At 60.7% G+C, this 15373-nt stretch carries 13 protein-coding genes and 1 pseudogene; 10 read left to right on the top strand and 4 right to left on the bottom strand.

What is annotated here, in order from left to right; translation table 11 throughout:
* The first annotated feature begins 124 nt into the window (after positions 1-124).
* The 4 genes from tsaB (at position 125) to ACEPAJ_RS16205 (ending at position 2966) form a co-directional block, all read left to right on the top strand.
* Complete coding sequence (tsaB, locus tag ACEPAJ_RS16220; RefSeq protein WP_425916152.1) at positions 125-805, top strand: tRNA (adenosine(37)-N6)-threonylcarbamoyltransferase complex dimerization subunit type 1 TsaB; 681 nt, start codon at positions 125-127, stop codon at positions 803-805.
* Positions 806-948: 143 nt separating this feature from the next.
* Positions 949-1290, top strand: coding sequence for a hypothetical protein (locus tag ACEPAJ_RS16215; protein ID WP_425916150.1), 342 nt, complete (start codon positions 949-951; stop codon positions 1288-1290).
* A 1-nt stretch (position 1291) separates the two neighbouring features.
* Positions 1292-2152, top strand: coding sequence for a DUF72 domain-containing protein (locus tag ACEPAJ_RS16210; protein WP_425918068.1), 861 nt, complete (start codon positions 1292-1294; stop codon positions 2150-2152).
* A gap of 121 nt (positions 2153-2273) precedes the next feature.
* The gene (locus ACEPAJ_RS16205; protein ID WP_425916148.1) at positions 2274-2966 is read left to right on the top strand and encodes an extensin family protein; all 693 of its coding nucleotides are present in this window, start codon (positions 2274-2276) and stop codon (positions 2964-2966) included.
* Between the two features lie 310 nt (positions 2967-3276).
* Here the strand turns inward: ACEPAJ_RS16205 and ACEPAJ_RS16200 are convergent, their stop codons facing one another.
* Positions 3277-4041: a hypothetical protein gene (locus tag ACEPAJ_RS16200; RefSeq protein ID WP_425916146.1), complete on the bottom strand. Its 765-nt coding sequence runs from the start codon at positions 4039-4041 to the stop codon at positions 3277-3279.
* A 106-nt stretch (positions 4042-4147) separates the two neighbouring features.
* On the opposite strand from ACEPAJ_RS16200, the gene ACEPAJ_RS16195 reads away from it, so the two are divergent.
* Entirely contained in the window at positions 4148-4936 is a 789-nt protein-coding gene (locus ACEPAJ_RS16195; protein ID WP_425916144.1) for a class I SAM-dependent methyltransferase, read from the top strand.
* A 24-nt stretch (positions 4937-4960) separates the two neighbouring features.
* On the opposite strand, the gene ACEPAJ_RS16190 is transcribed toward ACEPAJ_RS16195, so the two are convergent.
* A complete protein-coding gene (locus ACEPAJ_RS16190; protein ID WP_425916142.1) occupies positions 4961-5599 on the bottom strand; it encodes a TetR/AcrR family transcriptional regulator in 639 nt (212 codons plus the stop codon).
* Between the two features lie 90 nt (positions 5600-5689).
* On the opposite strand from ACEPAJ_RS16190, the gene ACEPAJ_RS16185 reads away from it, so the two are divergent.
* From ACEPAJ_RS16185 to ACEPAJ_RS16175, 3 genes are all read left to right on the top strand, one after another.
* Positions 5690-6793, top strand: coding sequence for an efflux RND transporter periplasmic adaptor subunit (locus ACEPAJ_RS16185; protein WP_425916140.1), 1104 nt, complete (start codon positions 5690-5692; stop codon positions 6791-6793).
* A 5-nt stretch (positions 6794-6798) separates the two neighbouring features.
* On the top strand, positions 6799-9879 hold the full coding sequence (locus ACEPAJ_RS16180; RefSeq protein WP_425916138.1) for an efflux RND transporter permease subunit: 3081 nt from the start codon (positions 6799-6801) through the stop codon (positions 9877-9879).
* Between the two features lie 372 nt (positions 9880-10251).
* A complete protein-coding gene (locus ACEPAJ_RS16175; RefSeq protein ID WP_425916136.1) occupies positions 10252-11691 on the top strand; it encodes a sodium:solute symporter family protein in 1440 nt (479 codons plus the stop codon).
* 323 nt (positions 11692-12014) lie between these two features.
* Here the strand turns inward: ACEPAJ_RS16175 and ACEPAJ_RS16170 are convergent, their stop codons facing one another.
* Positions 12015-12692 carry a DUF4197 domain-containing protein gene (locus ACEPAJ_RS16170; protein ID WP_425916134.1) on the bottom strand — a complete coding sequence of 226 codons (678 nt, stop codon included), beginning with the start codon at positions 12690-12692 and terminating at the stop codon, positions 12015-12017.
* A 347-nt stretch (positions 12693-13039) separates the two neighbouring features.
* Between ACEPAJ_RS16170 and ACEPAJ_RS16165 the strand changes: the two are divergent.
* A pseudogene (locus ACEPAJ_RS16165) lies at positions 13040-13930 on the top strand (cache domain-containing protein); the annotation flags it as partial.
* Positions 13916-15046: a methyl-accepting chemotaxis protein gene (locus ACEPAJ_RS16160; RefSeq protein WP_425918066.1), complete on the top strand. Its 1131-nt coding sequence runs from the start codon at positions 13916-13918 to the stop codon at positions 15044-15046. The pseudogene ACEPAJ_RS16165 and the gene ACEPAJ_RS16160, both read left to right, overlap by 15 nt.
* 90 nt (positions 15047-15136) lie before the next feature.
* On the opposite strand, the gene ACEPAJ_RS16155 is transcribed toward ACEPAJ_RS16160, so the two are convergent.
* Positions 15137-15352, bottom strand: a complete 216-nt coding sequence (locus ACEPAJ_RS16155; protein ID WP_425916132.1) for a hypothetical protein — start codon at positions 15350-15352, stop codon at positions 15137-15139.
* Positions 15353-15373 lie beyond the last annotated feature (21 nt).

Below are 15373 nucleotides of genomic sequence, written 5' to 3'. Positions count from 1 at the left end.
TCGGTGGCGGGGCGCAGGGCTGGGTGAGTGAGTGCCAGTCTGTCGCCCGGCAGGTCGAGGTGCTGGCAAAAAACACGCTAAACCGTTTTAATGCCCGCCCATTTGTTGACCTGCCTGAATCACGATGACCACTCTGCTGGCCCTGGATACTGCCACCGAAGCCTGCTCCGTTGCTTTACTGCATAACGGTGAGGTGCTCAGCCACTATGAAGTGATTCCGCGCATGCATGCCCAATGCTTGTTGCCGATGATCAAGCAGCTATTGGCCGATGCTGGCGTGTCACTGTCGGCACTGGATGCGATTGCCTTCGGCCGCGGCCCGGGTGCGTTTACCGGCGTGCGGATTGCCGTTGGGGTGGTGCAGGGGTTGGCCTTCGCCCTGGATCGCCCGGTATTGCCAGTGTCCAACCTGGCCGTGCTGGCCCAGCGCAGCCTGCGTGAGCATGGCGCACAGCAGGTCGCTGCTGCCATTGATGCACGCATGGATGAGGTTTACTGGGGCTGCTATCGCGCGGAGCAGGGCGAGATGCGCTTGCTCGGTGTTGAGGCGGTATTGCCGCCAGAGCGTGCCAGCCTACCCGCAGATGTTTCGGGTGACTGGTTTGCCGCCGGCACGGGCTGGGGCACCTTTGCTGCGCGTATTCCGGTGGCGGTCAGCGGGCAGGACGCCAGCATGCTGCCGCATGCCTTAGACCTGCTTAGCCTGGCGCGCTTTGCTTGGGCGCGTGGTGAAGCGGTTATCGCCGACCTGGCGCAGCCGGTTTACCTGCGCGATAAGGTGGCCACGCCCAAGGCGCCGGTCTGAACGGCCATAAATTGAGGGCATTGGTGCACCTGCCGTCGCTTACCTGTGAGCATTCACCGCGGCTAATTGCCAAACGCCCACGTGGGGGGCTAGATTGCTCTCACCTGTATCCATTGTTAGCTAGGCAGTCCGAGCAGTAATCAATGCGTATCGACGGTTTTACCTCCTCTTATTCGCCAGACCGCAGTTCCCGCCCGGGCTCTGCGGTTACGCCGTTTCGCGAAGCGCAGCGCGAAATCGAGGCCCGTCGTGAGCAACCGGCATCGCCGGCGAGCACCCAGGGTTTTGAACAAGTCGCTCAGGCACGCAAGGTCGAAGCGAGCAACTCCAGCAGCAGCAACCTTCCGGCTCGCCTGCAAGACCAGCTGTATCAGCCCCCACTGAACAATCGCGCGGCCCAGGCTCTGGCCAGCTATAGCTCAACCGCCAGCTTTGTCGGCGAGGCGGATGCTCAGCAGGTTATGGGGCTCGACCTCTACGCTTAATATGTTGCCTTACTACCTCGGTTGTCCGTCATGGAGCGAACCCGCCTGGCGCGGTTCTTTGTACCCGGACGGCAGTCGCAGCGCTGACTTCTTGCCCTTGTATGCCCAGGTATTCAATGCGGTTGAAGGCAACACCACCTTCTATGCATCACCTTCTGTAGAAACAGTGGCTCGCTGGGCTGAGCGGATGCCCGCGCACCTGCGCTTTTGCGCCAAGTTGCCGCGAGATATCAGCCATGCTGGCGATTTGCGCGAACAGCTGAGTACAGCCGAGGATTTTCGTCGGCTGCTGGCGCCGCTGGGTCAGCGGGTTGCGCCATTCTGGCTGCAGTTGCCGGCGAGTTTCGGTCCGCAGCGCTTGGCGGAACTGGTCGGCTTTATCGACCCCTGGCTGGGCGGGGAGCTGGCTGTTGAGGTGCGTCATCCGGCCTTCTTTGCCAAGGGTGAAGAGGAACGCAGCCTTAACCGCCTGCTGCATGAGCGCGGCATCGAGCGTGTGTGTTTGGATTCGCGTGCGCTGTTCAGTTGTGTCTCCAGCGCGCCGGCGGTGCTGCATGCGCAAGCCAAAAAGCCGCGCCTGCCGCTGCGGCCTACCGCCTTCAGTCAGTCACCTCAGTTGCGCTTTATTGGTCATCCTGAATTGTCGGCCAACGATCCGTTTATGGCGCCTTGGCTGGATAAAGTGGCGGACTGGATCAACGAGGGCCGCACGCCCTATGTCTTCCTGCACACCTCGGACAATCGCCTGGCCCCGCAGCTGGCGCAGCGTTTTCATCAACAGTTGATGCAGCGCCTGCCGGGTTTGCCGGCCTTGCCACAGGTGCAGGTCGAGGGGCAGGTCGAGCAGTTAGGCCTGATCTGAGGGCCTATTCACGCTCCGTTGTCCGTCCCCGGTGCTTTGATCCTCCGGAGGCTGTTCTGCGTAGCACCTTGTATGGCTCTCGCTGGCGAGGTCGTGAGCAGGTTCTGCTAGGCTGCGTGGCATGAGTTTCTTTCGCGTATTTCTGCTGTTCTGTGTATTGCTTGCCGGCCTGCTGCTGGCTATCTGGCGTGGCTGGCTGGATGTGCCGCCGCGGTGGAACCCTTGGGCGGTACTGGATATCCGCGATACACCAAATTTGCTGACCAGCTTCAAACTCTGGCGGCTGCAGGATGATCCCGCGCTGTGTCTACAAGCCTTAAGCAGCTCATCGATGCGCTTCACCCCGCAGGCCGATAGCATCCCGGATGCGGCCTGCCGGCTGACTAATACCTTGCGTGTACACAGCTCTGGGGTGAATTTCAGCAGCAGTTTTATCGCCAGTTGCCCGCTGGCGGCGGCCTTTGCCTTGTTCGAGCAGCATGACCTGCAGCCCGCTGCTCAAGCGGTGTTTGGCCAGCGGGTGGCGCATGTTGAGCATGTGGGCAGCTTCGCCTGCCGCACCATTGCCGGTAGTCAGCGACGCAGCCAGCATGCCTCGGCCAATGCGCTGGATATCATCGGCTTTCGTTTGGCCGATGGTCGGCGCATCAGTGTTTTGCAGGACTGGCCCAAGCAGGGCCAAAACGCCGAGTTTCTGCGTCAGGTGCAGCGGGCCGCTTGTACACGCTTCAACACCACCCTGGGACCTGAGTACAACGCCGCTCACCGTGATCACTTTCATGTGGATATGGGGCTGTGGCGAATGTGCCGCTGAGAATCAGGTTCGGATCTCCTGCGCGTCGGCAATCCTGCGTTAAAAACAGGCTCCAGCTAGCGACATCTGCACCTGGGTTTTGCAAGGCTATGTACCCACTATCTGTTGCAGGCCGATTTTGTAGGGTGGGTTAGCGGCGCTGGGAACGGTTATGGGCTGCCACGAAACGTAACCCACCATTGCAGTTTGTCGGCAGACTGCAATGGTGGGTTACGGCGCGTTGAGAATCGATGATATTTGTCTGAGACACGCTCGCGCCTAACCCACCCTACGTATTACTACAGCTGCTCCTCATGGCTGCCGCGTTGACTTAACGCTGCGCCAACAACAGATCGGCGGCCTGACCACTGCGCCCGTCAGCGAATTCGAAACGCCCGAGCTGGGCAATTTCGTCGTAGGCGCCGAGGGCGATCTTCACGTCGCGTGCTTGCAGGTCGATGGTGCTGACGCCTGCTTGGCTGAGCGATTGGCTGGATTGTCGGCCCTGACTATCAAAACGCAGCAGGCTCAGGCGTTCGAAGATCGCATCTTGGGCGTCGATGCGGCCGTCGCCGTTGTCATCGTATTTGCGCAGTTCGGCAAAGCCGTTAGCAGCGCCATTCTGGTCGCCAAACAGCTCGCGGCCATCGTCAATGCGGCCATTGCCATTGCGGTCGAGTGCCAGTAGCGCGTCATCACCTGTAGGCACGCTGATTTGTTCAAGCTGGCCATCGGCATCCAGGTCGAAGCTGACTGTGCGGCTCAGGCCGCTGGTGCTAAAGCCATTGCCAGCCAGGTCCAGGGCCAATGGGTCGGTTCGCTGTGGCTCGGCGTTGATGCTGACGTTCAATTCCAGCTCGCGCTGGCTGGCCAATGCCTGAAAATCACTGGCCTGGACCGTTACGCTCGGTGGCGCTTCGGGTGGTTCGGGCGAGCTCGGCGGTAGTTCATCGGTCACTTCGTCCGGCAGCAGGGTGCGCCGCAGAATCTGGTAATTCAGCGAGGCGCGCTTGCCATCCTCCAGCGTTTCGCTGATCGAGCTGGTGTTGGCGGCCGACGGTGCGGCGCTGCGTGGGGCAGAAATCACATCGAACATGGCGAACTCGGTGCGGCTGGATGCTGCCGGGTCTGGCAAAATGCCGCTTAGGCATGTTGTCGGCCGCTGCGGCGGTCAATTGAGTGATTTTTGAGCACATTTTCTGATGAGTGATGAGCGGCTAATAGCCAGAATTCGTATGCAGGCCCTGGCGCCCCATTTGCAGGCCGCGGCCGAACAGTGGGCGCAGCGCCTGGGCTTGCCGCTGGAGGGCGACAGTGAGTTTGCCCTGCAGCTGGGCGACGGCGGCTTGCAACTGGTGGAGCTGGGGCCGCAGGCGCCAGGCCCGGTCAAGGTGGACTTTGTCGAGGGCGCGGTGGCGCACCGGCGATTATTCGGGGGTGGCAGTGGGCAGATGATTGCCAAGGCTGTCGGTGTGCAGGCCGGCGTGCGTCCGCGGGTGCTAGATGCCACGGCAGGCCTGGGGCGTGATGCCTTTGTGCTGGCCAGCTTAGGCTGTGAGATGACCTTGATCGAACGTCAGCCGTTGATCGCCGCGTTGCTGGAAGATGGCTTGGCGCGGGCGGCGTTGGACCGTGAGGTCGCGCCGATTGCCGCGCAGATGCGCCTCCTCAATGGTAATGCCATCGAGCTGATGCGTGCCTGGCAAGGCGAGCCGCCACAGGTGATCTACCTCGATCCGATGTTCCCGCACCGCGACAAGAGCGCGCTGGTGAAAAAAGAGATGCGCCTGTTCCGCCCCTTTGTCGGTGATGACCTGGATGCGCCGGCGTTGCTGGACGCAGCGCTGAGCCTGGCCAGTCACCGGGTGGTGGTCAAACGCCCGCGCAAGGCGCCGCTGATTGAGGGGGCCAAGCCCGGTTATGCCCTGGAAGGTAAATCCAGCCGCTATGACATCTACCCGAAGAAGAAGCTGCAAGCGGCTAGCGAGTAAGCGGACCGCCGTGCGCGTTTTTCGCTACTCGACGCGGAACGCGCGCAGGAATACTTCGACCGCATCGCGCACATAGGCTTCGGCTTCGGCGCCTTGTAGAGCTTCGCCGCAGCCGATCAGCAGGCGGAAGTTGGCGCCGCCCTTGATCAGGCAGAAGAACTGATCGGCTGCGCTCAACGGATCAGCCACCCGCAGCTTGCCGCTCTGGTCGGCCTGGCGCAGCAGTTCTGCCATGCCGTGCAGCACCCGTTGGGGGCCGGCCTCATAAAACATCTTCGAGAGTTTTGAGTCCTGCGCGGCACGGCTCACCATTACCCGGTGCAGTTCCAGCGACTCACGGCTGTTGATCAGCTCACTAAAACCACGAGCGATGTTCAGCAGTAGCTGCTCCACGGGCACGTCATCGCTGAGTTCGAACAGCAGCGTTGGCAACTGCTCCTCGCATTTGGACTTCACCGCCTCGGCAAACAACTTCTCCTTATCGGTGAAGTGGCTGTAAACCGTGAGCTTGGAAACGCCGGCTTCGGCGGCAATCGCATCCATGCTGCTGCCGTCATAGCCATTGCTCAGAAAGAGGGTCTTCGCCGCTTCCAGAATGGCTTTGCGTTTGGCCAAATCTTTCGGTCGGCCAGGGCCGCTGTAGGGCAACATTTTGTTTGGCATAGGTCGGTTTTAATACTGGACTAGTGAGTTTGCTATTTTTACTATACCCGCCAGTATAAATATTCAAAAGCCTCTGAAAGGTTAATCATCATGTTTCGTCATGCCCTGTCTGTTGCTGTGCCTGCCAGTCTTATCGTGTTGCTTGCTGCCTGCGGCAATGGTGAACCTGCGGCGGTCGCCATCCGCCCGGCCATGGTGGTGCAGCCACAGTTGGCCGGTGAGCTGATGGATGCCTACCCCGGTGAGGTGCGCGCACGTTTGGAGCCTGAGCTGGCCTTTCGCATTGGCGGTAAGGTGAGCAAGCGGCTGGTCGATGTCGGCGCGCAGGTTAAGAAGGACCAGGCGCTGGCCGAGCTGGACCCACAGGATGTGCGCCTGCAGTTGGAGGCGAGCCGTGCTCAGTTGGCGGCGGCCGAGGCTAATCTGCAGTTGGTGCGGGCCGAGCGTGATCGTTACAAAACCCTGTTGGCGCGTAACCTGGTCAGCCGCTCGCAATATGACAATGCGGAAAACACCTACCGTGCTGGCGAAGCACGGTTGAAGCAGGTGCGTGCCGAGTTCAACGTGGCCAACAACCAGGCCGGCTATGCCGTGCTGCGCGCGCCCCTGGATGGCGTGATCGCGCGGCGTATGGTTGAGGTCGGGCAGGTGGTCGCCGCCGGGCAAACGGTGCTCACCTTGGCGGCTGACGGCGAGCGTGAAGTATTGATCAACCTGCCGGAGCAAGCCTTCGAGCGCTTTAAGGTCGGCCAGGTGGTGGCGGTCGAATTGTGGTCGCAGCCAGACCAACGCTTCCCTGGGCGTATCCGTGAAATGTCGCCCTCGGCTGACCCGCAGTCGCGCACCTTCGCCGCCCGTGTGGCCTTTACCGAGGGCAAGGTGCCGGCCGAGTTAGGCCAGAGCGCCCGCGTGTTTATCGCCCACAACGGTGAAGTGCCGCTGGCTGTGCCGCTGTCGGCGCTGACCGCCGAGAAAGGTCAGCCCTACGTCTGGGTGGTCGACCCCAAGGACTCCACCCTCAAACGCACCAACGTGCGCATCGGTGCTTATGGTGAGAAAACCGTGCCGATCCTCGAAGGGTTGCAGGCCAGCGACTGGGTCGTGGCGGCCGGTGGCCAGGTGTTGCGCGAAGGTCAGCAGGTGCGCCCGGTTGACCGTGATAACCGTATTGTTCAACTGACGGCCAAGGAGTAATCCCGATGGATTTCAACCTGTCCGCCTGGGCGCTGCGTAACCGCCAGATCGTGCTGTATCTCATGCTGCTGTTGGCTGTGGTCGGCGCGCTTTCCTACACCAAGCTCGGTCAGAGTGAAGACCCGCCCTTTACCTTCAAGGCCATGGTAGTGCGCACCAACTGGCCAGGGGCGAGCGCCGAAGAGGTGGCCCAACAGGTCACCGAGCGCATTGAAAAGAAGCTGATGGAGACCGGCGAGTACGACAAGATCATCTCGTTCTCGCGTCCCGGCGAGTCCCAGGTGACCTTCGTGGCCCGTGATTCCATGCACTCGGTGGATATTCCCGATCTGTTCTATCAGGTGCGCAAGAAGGTTGGTGATATCCGCCATACCCTGCCGCAAGGCATTCAAGGGCCGTTCTACAACGACGAATTCGGCACCACCTTTGGCAATATCTATGCGCTGACCGGTGAAGGCTTCGACTACGCCGTGCTCAAGGACTATGCCGACCGCATCCAGCTGCAATTGCAGCGGGTCAAGGATGTCGGCAAGGTCGACCTGCTCGGGTTGCAGGATGAGAAGGTGTGGATCGAGCTGTCCAACACCAAGCTGGCGACCCTCGGCTTGCCGCTGGCTGCCGTGCAGCAGGCGCTGGAAGAGCAGAACACCGTGGCGGCGGCTGGCTTCTTTGAAACCAGCACCGACCGCGTGCAATTACGCGTTACCGGGCGTTTCGAGTCGGTTGATGAAATTCGCAACTTCCCCATCCGCGTGGCCGATCGCACCTTCCGTATCTCCGATGTCGCCGAGGTCAAGCGCGGTTTCAATGATCCCCCCGCGCCGCGTATGCGCTTTATGGGTGAGGACGCCATTGGTCTGGCAGTTTCGATGAAAGCCGGCGGCGACATTCTGGTTCTCGGTGAAGCGCTGGAGGGTGAGTTCGCCCGCCTGCAGGAAACCCTGCCGGCCGGCATGCAACTGAGCAAGGTGTCGGACCAGCCGGCGGCGGTAAAAACCGGGGTGGGTGAGTTTGTTCGGGTACTCACCGAAGCGGTGATCATCGTGCTGCTGGTGAGCTTCTTCTCCCTCGGCCTGCGCACCGGCCTGGTAGTGGCGTTGTCGATTCCGCTGGTGCTGGCGATGACCTTTGCCGCCATGTACTACCTCGGCATTGGCCTGCACAAGATTTCCCTCGGCGCGCTGGTGCTGGCGCTGGGCCTGATGGTGGATGACGCGATCATTGCCGTGGAGATGATGGCGATCAAAATGGAGCAGGGCTTTGATCGCATCAAAGCGGCCAGTTTTGCCTGGACCAGCACCGCCTTCCCAATGCTCACCGGCACATTGATCACCGCCGCGGGCTTCCTGCCGATTGCCACCGCGCAGTCCGGCACTGGCGAGTACACCCGCTCGATTTTCCAGGTGGTGACCATTGCCCTATTGGTGTCGTGGGTCGCCGCCGTGGTGTTTGTGCCGTACCTGGGCGCCAAGCTGTTGCCCGATTTGGCCAAGCTGCACGCTGCCAAGCACGGCGGCAGCGCAGAGGGTCACGACCCTTACGGCACGCCGTTCTACCAGCGCGTACGTAAGGCGGTGGAGTGGTGCGTACGCCGGCGTAAAACGGTGATCATGCTGACTATTGCGCTGTTCGTTGGCTCGATCCTGCTGTTCCGTTTTGTGCCACAGCAGTTCTTCCCGGCGTCCGGTCGTCTGGAGTTGATGGTTGACCTCAAACTCAGCGAAGGCTCGTCCCTGGCGGCGACCGAAGAGCAGGCCAAGCGGTTCGAAGCGCTGCTCAAAGGGCATGAAGGTATTGATAACTACGTGGCCTATGTCGGCACTGGCTCACCGCGCTTCTACCTGCCGCTGGATCAACAACTGCCTGCGGCCAGCTTTGCCCAGTTCGTCGTGTTGGCCAAAAGCATCGAAGACCGTGAGGCCATTCGTAGCTGGCTGATTGATGTGCTACACGAGCAGTTCCCGACCCTGCGCACGCGTATCTCGCGCCTGGAAAACGGCCCCCCCGTGGGCTATCCGGTGCAGTTCCGGGTATCCGGCGAGCATATTGATGAGGTGCGCCAGCTGGCGCGTCAGGTGGCCGGTAAAGTGCGTGAGAACCCCCATGTGGCCAACGTGCACCTGGATTGGGAAGAGCCGAGCAAGGTGGTGCGCCTGAATATCGACCAAGAGCGTGCCCGCGCCCTTGGAGTGAGCACAGCCGACCTGTCGCGCTTCCTGCAAAGCTCGCTCACAGGCTCGCCTGTCAGCCAATACCGTGAAGGTAATGAGCTGATCGAAATCCTCCTGCGTGGCACTCCGAGCGAACGCCAGGAGCTGAGCCTGCTGCCGAGCCTGGCCGTGCCGACCGACAATGGCCGCAGCGTGCCACTGTCGCAGGTCGCCACCCTGGAATATGGCTTTGAAGAGGGCATAATCTGGCACCGCAACCGCTTGCCGACGGTCACCGTACGGGCCGACGTGTATGGCAAGGAACAGCCGGCCAGCCTGGTTAAGCAGATCCTGCCGACCCTCGAACCGGTACGCGCGCAATTGCCCGACGGCTACGGGCTGGATGTGGGCGGCACGGTGGAGGACTCCAGCCGTGGGCAGAAGTCGGTTAACGCCGGCGTACCGCTGTTTATCGTGGTGGTGGTGACCCTGCTGATGCTGCAGCTGAAGAGCTTCTCGCGTTCGGCCATGGTCTTTCTCACCGCACCCCTGGGCTTGATTGGCGTGACGTTATTCCTGCTGATCTTCCGTCAGCCGTTCGGCTTCGTCGCCATGCTCGGCACCATCGCCCTGTCGGGGATGATCATGCGTAACTCGGTGATTTTGGTCGACCAGATCGAGCAGGATATCGCCGCCGGCATGGACCGCTGGCACGCGATTATCGAAGCCACCGTGCGGCGTTTCCGGCCTATCGTGCTGACTGCCCTGGCAGCGGTGCTGGCGATGATTCCGCTGTCGCGCAGCGTGTTCTTCGGGCCGATGGCCGTGGCCATCATGGGCGGCCTGATCGTTGCGACGGCGCTGACCTTGTTGTTCCTGCCAGCGTTGTATGCCGCCTGGTTCCGGGTTAAGGAAGTGGAGCGTCAGCCAGGCTGAGCCGGCGTTTGAGCATAAAAAAGCCAGGCCTCAGTGCCTGGTTTTTTTATGCCTGCTTAACTGAACCCTGGAGGCGATGCTGCTCGGTGGCTGTTAAAAATATGCAACTGTTGCTCGCCAGAGCCATGCATTTTCTGTAGCGATTACAGTCTTTTATCCCGTCTTCGCTTCACTGGCTTGGGCTTTTTTTCTTACGCTTTGTCGTTTTTATTTGACATATTTTGTGTTTTTGCCAGACTGCGCGACCTCGGTGGGTGCGTGCAATTACCCATCGGCAGTGGTCATAACAAAAACCTGTAGCTCACCGTTCTGACCTGCGCAGCTTGCGCGGGCTATGCATGCGGTGGACTGACGTCTGTGGAACGGGAAAACATGCTGATTTGGTTCGTTGCACTCTATCTACTGGTGACTGTCGCCATCGGTTTCTACGCTTCCACTCGGGTACACAACACCCGCGATTTCGCCTCCGGTGGTCGTAGCATGGGCTTCCCCATCGTCGCCGCCATGGTGTTCGCCACCTGGTTTGGCTCCGAGGCCGTGCTGGGCATCCCCGCCACCTTCCTCGAAGAAGGCTTTGCCGGCATCGTCGAAGACCCATTCGGCTCCTTTGGTTGCCTGTTCCTGGTCGGCCTGATCATCGCCCGGCCGTTGTACCGGATGAACCTGCTGACCATCGGCGATTACTTCAAGAAGCGCTTCGGCCCGCAGGTCGAGCTGATCATCAGCCTGGTCATCGTCATGTCCTACCTGGGCTGGATCGCCGCGCAACTGATCGCCCTCGGCCTGGTGTTCAACGTCATCTCCGACGGCAGCATCAGCACCACTCAGGGCATGTTCCTCGGCACCTTTATCGTGCTGCTGTACACCCTGTTCGGCGGCATGTGGTCGATTGCCCTGACCGACTTCTTCCAGATGATCATCATCGTCGTCGGCCTGATTTACCTGGTCTGGCTGTTCAGCGATATGGCTGGTGGTGCCGATCTGGTGATCAGCAAAGCCGCCAGCGAAGGCAAATTCACCTTTATGCACGCCTTCGAGCCCAAGGATATCGTCGCCTTTATCGGCGCCGCGGTGACCATGATGCTCGGCTCCATCCCCCAGCAGGACGTGTACCAGCGGGTGATGTCGGCCAAGAGCGAGAACATTGCCGCGCGCGCCTCGATGACCGGCGCGGTGTTCTACCTGGGCTTCTGCATGCTGCCGATCTTCCTGGTGTACGCCGCCTCGATGATCGACCCAGCGCTGGTCGAGAAGTGGCTGGCCGAAGATTCGCAGATGATTCTGCCGCTGCTGATCCTCGACAAAACGCCGCTGTTCGCCCAGATCATGTTCTTCGGCGCGCTGCTCTCGGCAATCATGTCCACCGCCTCCGGCACCCTGTTGGCACCGTCGGTGACCCTGACTGAGAACGTGCTCAAGCGCTTCTTGCCGGTGCTTACCGACAAGCAGTTCTTGCTGCTCATGCGCTGCACCATCTTTGTGTGCGCGGTGGCGACCCTGAGCTTTGCCCTGTACTCGGATGCGAGCATCTACGAGATGGTCGGCAACGCCTACAAGGTGACCTTGGTGGCGGCTGTGGTGCCATTGTTCGCCGGGTTGTTCTGGAAGCGCGCCACCACCCAAGGCGCGCTGGTGGCCATTGCCTTTGGTTTGGTGTCGTGGATCTACCTGGAGCTGACCTGGAGCGAAGCCGCGTTCTGGCCACCGCAGCTGGCGGGCCTGCTGTTTAGCCTGGCCGGTATGCTGATCGGGACGCTGCTGCCGCAGTGGAGTCGTGATCAGAATGACGTGCTGGTGGCACAGGCCGAATAAGCATGCCACTTGGCCGACAAAGCCCCGCTGATTGGCGGGGTTTTGTTTTTGCGCCTGGCAACGGTTGTGAGCACTGCCTGTCTGTAGGAGGGGCTTTAGCCGCGAGTTTTACTGTTGCGGATTGAGTATGGCTAGCTGCCTAGGATGGGTGGTGTGCAGCGATCTCCAACTATTCATTAACCGCATGGATATCGCGCTGCTCAATCCATCCTACGGGGCTTCCTCAATCCTGTAGGAGCGGCCTTGGCCGCGATGCTTGTGCGTTGCCATGACGAAAAAGCCAGACCCTAAGGCCTGACTTTTTCACATCCATCCAATCCGTTTTACAACGCCCCAAACACCTTCTTCGCCAGGCTGGTCGCTGCGCCCGCCGGGTTTTGGCGGATGCTGGCTTCCTGCTCGGCGATCATCGCAAACAGGCCGTCCAGCGCCTGCTCGGTTACGTAGTTCTCGATATTCGCGCTTTTCGCGTCGATCACGCCGAAGCTCGCGGCTTGGCCGGCGAAGCTGTTGTATTGCTTGGCCAGGCCGACCTGGTCGGTGGCTTGCTTGACTATGGGCAGGAACTTGGCGCGGATCTGCTCGCGGCTGGTTTTGTTCAGGTACTGGGTGGCCGAGTCTTCCGGGCCGCTAAGGATGCTTTTGGCGTCCTGCACGGTCATCTTCTTCACCGAGTCCACCAGCAGCGCCTGAGCTTGCGGCACTGCAGCCTCAGCGGCTTTGTTCATGCTCGCTTCAAGCTGATCAACCTGCGCGCCCATGCCCATCATTTTCATGGTTTTTGCGGCTTTGCCGAGGTTGCCCGGCAGTTCGATGCGCACGTCTGGGTTGTTGCTGAAACCGCCCGGTTTGCCCAGTTGCTGTACGGCTACTTTGGCGCCTTGGGTGAGGGCGTCTTTAAGGCCGCCGCTGGCGTCGCTTTGCGTGAGATCGGCGAGGGAAATGGCGAAGACGCTGCTGGATAGGGCGAGGCCGGCGGCCAGGGAAATCAAACGAAGCATGGTGGGCATCCTTGTGCGAGGGGGAAGGCAGTAGCTGGAGCTTAACGGACTGGCGCGCGCAGGCAAATCGGCGTCTGTGCACGCCTGGCGGCAGGCGCAGAGCCTGACCAGTCTTTAGTCACGGCGATAGGCAACGACTTAAGCGCAGAACGTTCATGTACGGTTAACCGCCACGACCCTGGGCTTATTCATCTATAACTCATTGCACACGTCTGAGGTATTCAGCGTCTGCGCATGCACGCAAATTGCATATGTGCAGTACCTGATCTTGCTGGTGGAACTAGGAGCGGTTCGTAAGCAGTTCTGGTAGTCCCTCTTGAGCGTCCTTTCCAAGCAGGAGTAATGGTATGGCTTTTGTCCCCGTTCGGTTGTCGCAGCGTTTGACCCTGGGTTGCATCGTTCTTTTGATTCTTACCGCCCTGGCGGTGTTTGCCGTGATGGCCCTGCGTGGTCAGCCGCGCGTGGTGGCGGCCAGTGGTGAACTGATCGAGCAGACCGGTAGCGCCATCGTGCGTCAGCTGGCGTTGCAGTTAGCGCGCATTGAAGGTGTAACGACTAGCCTGGCGCACTTGGCCGAAGTGCTGCCGCGTGAAGAGCCGCTGTACCTCAATAGCTTGCCCAACCTGATCGACAGCCAGGGTGACCGAGCGATCGCCGGTGGCGGTGTGTGGCCGGAGCCGAATGCATTTGCCGTTGGCGTGGAGCGTCGTAGTTTTTTCTGGGCGCGCAGCGCGGATGGTCGCCTGGCCTATTCAGATGATTACAACGCCGCCGATGGCCCCGGTTACCACAACGATGCCTGGTATACCGGTGCGCGCAGCAGCAAGGCTGGCCAGTGCTTGTGGTCGGAGGCCTATCAGGATGCTGTAACCGGCGTGCCAATGGTCACCTGCAGCGTGCCCTATCAGCTGGCGGGACGCTTCGCTGGAGTTGCTACCCTCGACCTGCTGCTGGACGATCTGGCGCGTTTTCTCACCGAGCAGGGTAAGGTCACCGATGGTTATGCTTTTGCCCTCGATCAGGCGGGCAATGTGCTGCATTTTCCAGGTATGACTGGGGCGAAGGGCAGTGCGATGGTTAAATTTACCGACCTGGCGCAGCAGCACGGTTGGCTCAAACCGGTGCAGGAGGCGCTGGCTGGCAGCAGTTCAGGGGCGATTCGTAACCTTGATTTGGACGACGATGAACAGCTCAAACAGGCCAGCCGCGTCAGCCTGTTTGTGATGCCTGACACCGGCTGGGTAATTGGCCTGGTCACCCCACAGGAACGGGTTACCGGCTTGGCGCGGGCGCTGACCTGGGAGATTCTGCTGTTCCTTTTGCCGCTGCTGGCGGTGTTGCTTGCGCTGGCTTGGTTGGCTGGGCGCAAGCTGATCGGCCAACTGGAAGAAACCACTGCGCAGATCGACTCCCTGGGCCGTGGCTCGGCCAGCCGTGATGTCGAGTTGAGTGTGGAACGCGAGGATGAAATCGGCGCGCTGCGCCATGCGGTCAATCGCTATGCCGGGCAGTTGCGCACCATGCTCCAGCGGATCGCCGAAGAAGCCGACCATTTGCAAGCCGAGGCCGCGCAGTTGGGTGGGCTGAGCAGCACCCTGGCCGGGCGCGCCGAGCAGCAGCGACAGGAGAACACCCAGTTGGCAGCAGCGATCACAGAGATGTCGTCGAGTGCCCAGGAAGTGGCGCAGAACACCAACGACTGCGCCAATACTGCGCAAAGTTCACTGCTGGTGGTGCAGCAGGGGCAGCAGAAAGTCGCCTCCAATAGCTCGGCAATTCAAGCGCTGTCGGCGGAAATGGCCGATGCAGCGATGGTGATCAGCCGGCTGGAGAAAGACAGCCAGCAGGTCGGTGCGGTGTTGGATGTGATCAAGGCGATATCCGAACAGACCAACCTGCTAGCGCTGAATGCCGCCATCGAAGCCGCACGAGCCGGTGAGCAGGGCCGTGGCTTTGCTGTGGTGGCCGATGAGGTGCGCACCTTGGCAGGCAGAACTCAGGCTTCGGCGAATGAGATCAGTACCATGATCAGTGCTTTGCAGCAGGCTTCACGTCAGGCAGTGCAGGCCATGCAAGCGGGCGAGGCGCGTACTGAGCATGCGGTAGTGGAGGCTGAAGGCGCAGCGTCGGCGCTGTCTAGCTCGGTGCAGAGTTTCGATGACATCTCTCAACGCGCTCAGCAGATCGCCGTGGCGGCGCAGCAGCAAAGCCATGTGACTCAGGAGATCAATGAGCTGGCGGTGCGCATTCACAGCATCAGCGAAGAAAACGCCCGTGATGCCCAGGCCCTGGATGAAGTCAGCAGTGCCATGCAGGCGCTGTCGTCGCGGTTGACCGGTTTAAGTCGGGGGTAGGACTTTGCTATTCAGCATATAGCCCAAATGCAACCCACGCATGGACGTTCAGGAGCAAGGTGCCCCAGATTTTATCCGGGGCTCACATTGCTAAGTGTTTAACCGCTGCAACTCACGGCGCACCATCTGTGCATAAGCGGCGGGTTTGAGGGTATAGAGTTCGGCGGCTACCCAGCTGAGCCAGCGTGCGCCGAGTTCGGCCTTGGCGGCCAACAGGCGCTGGGCTTCGGCTTCGGCGCGCGATTGATTGGCTTGGTGAAACGCCGCGCGCGACGGCTTGCTGGTTTTATCGTTGTCTGGGTTCATGGGTACGGCCGGCTGCGGTCG

The sequence above is a fragment of the Pseudomonas sp. GWSMS-1 genome (assembly GCF_049847425.1).
Classification (GTDB): Bacteria; Pseudomonadota; Gammaproteobacteria; order Pseudomonadales; family Pseudomonadaceae; genus Aquipseudomonas.
This window is presented reverse-complemented; position numbering and strand designations above follow the sequence as displayed.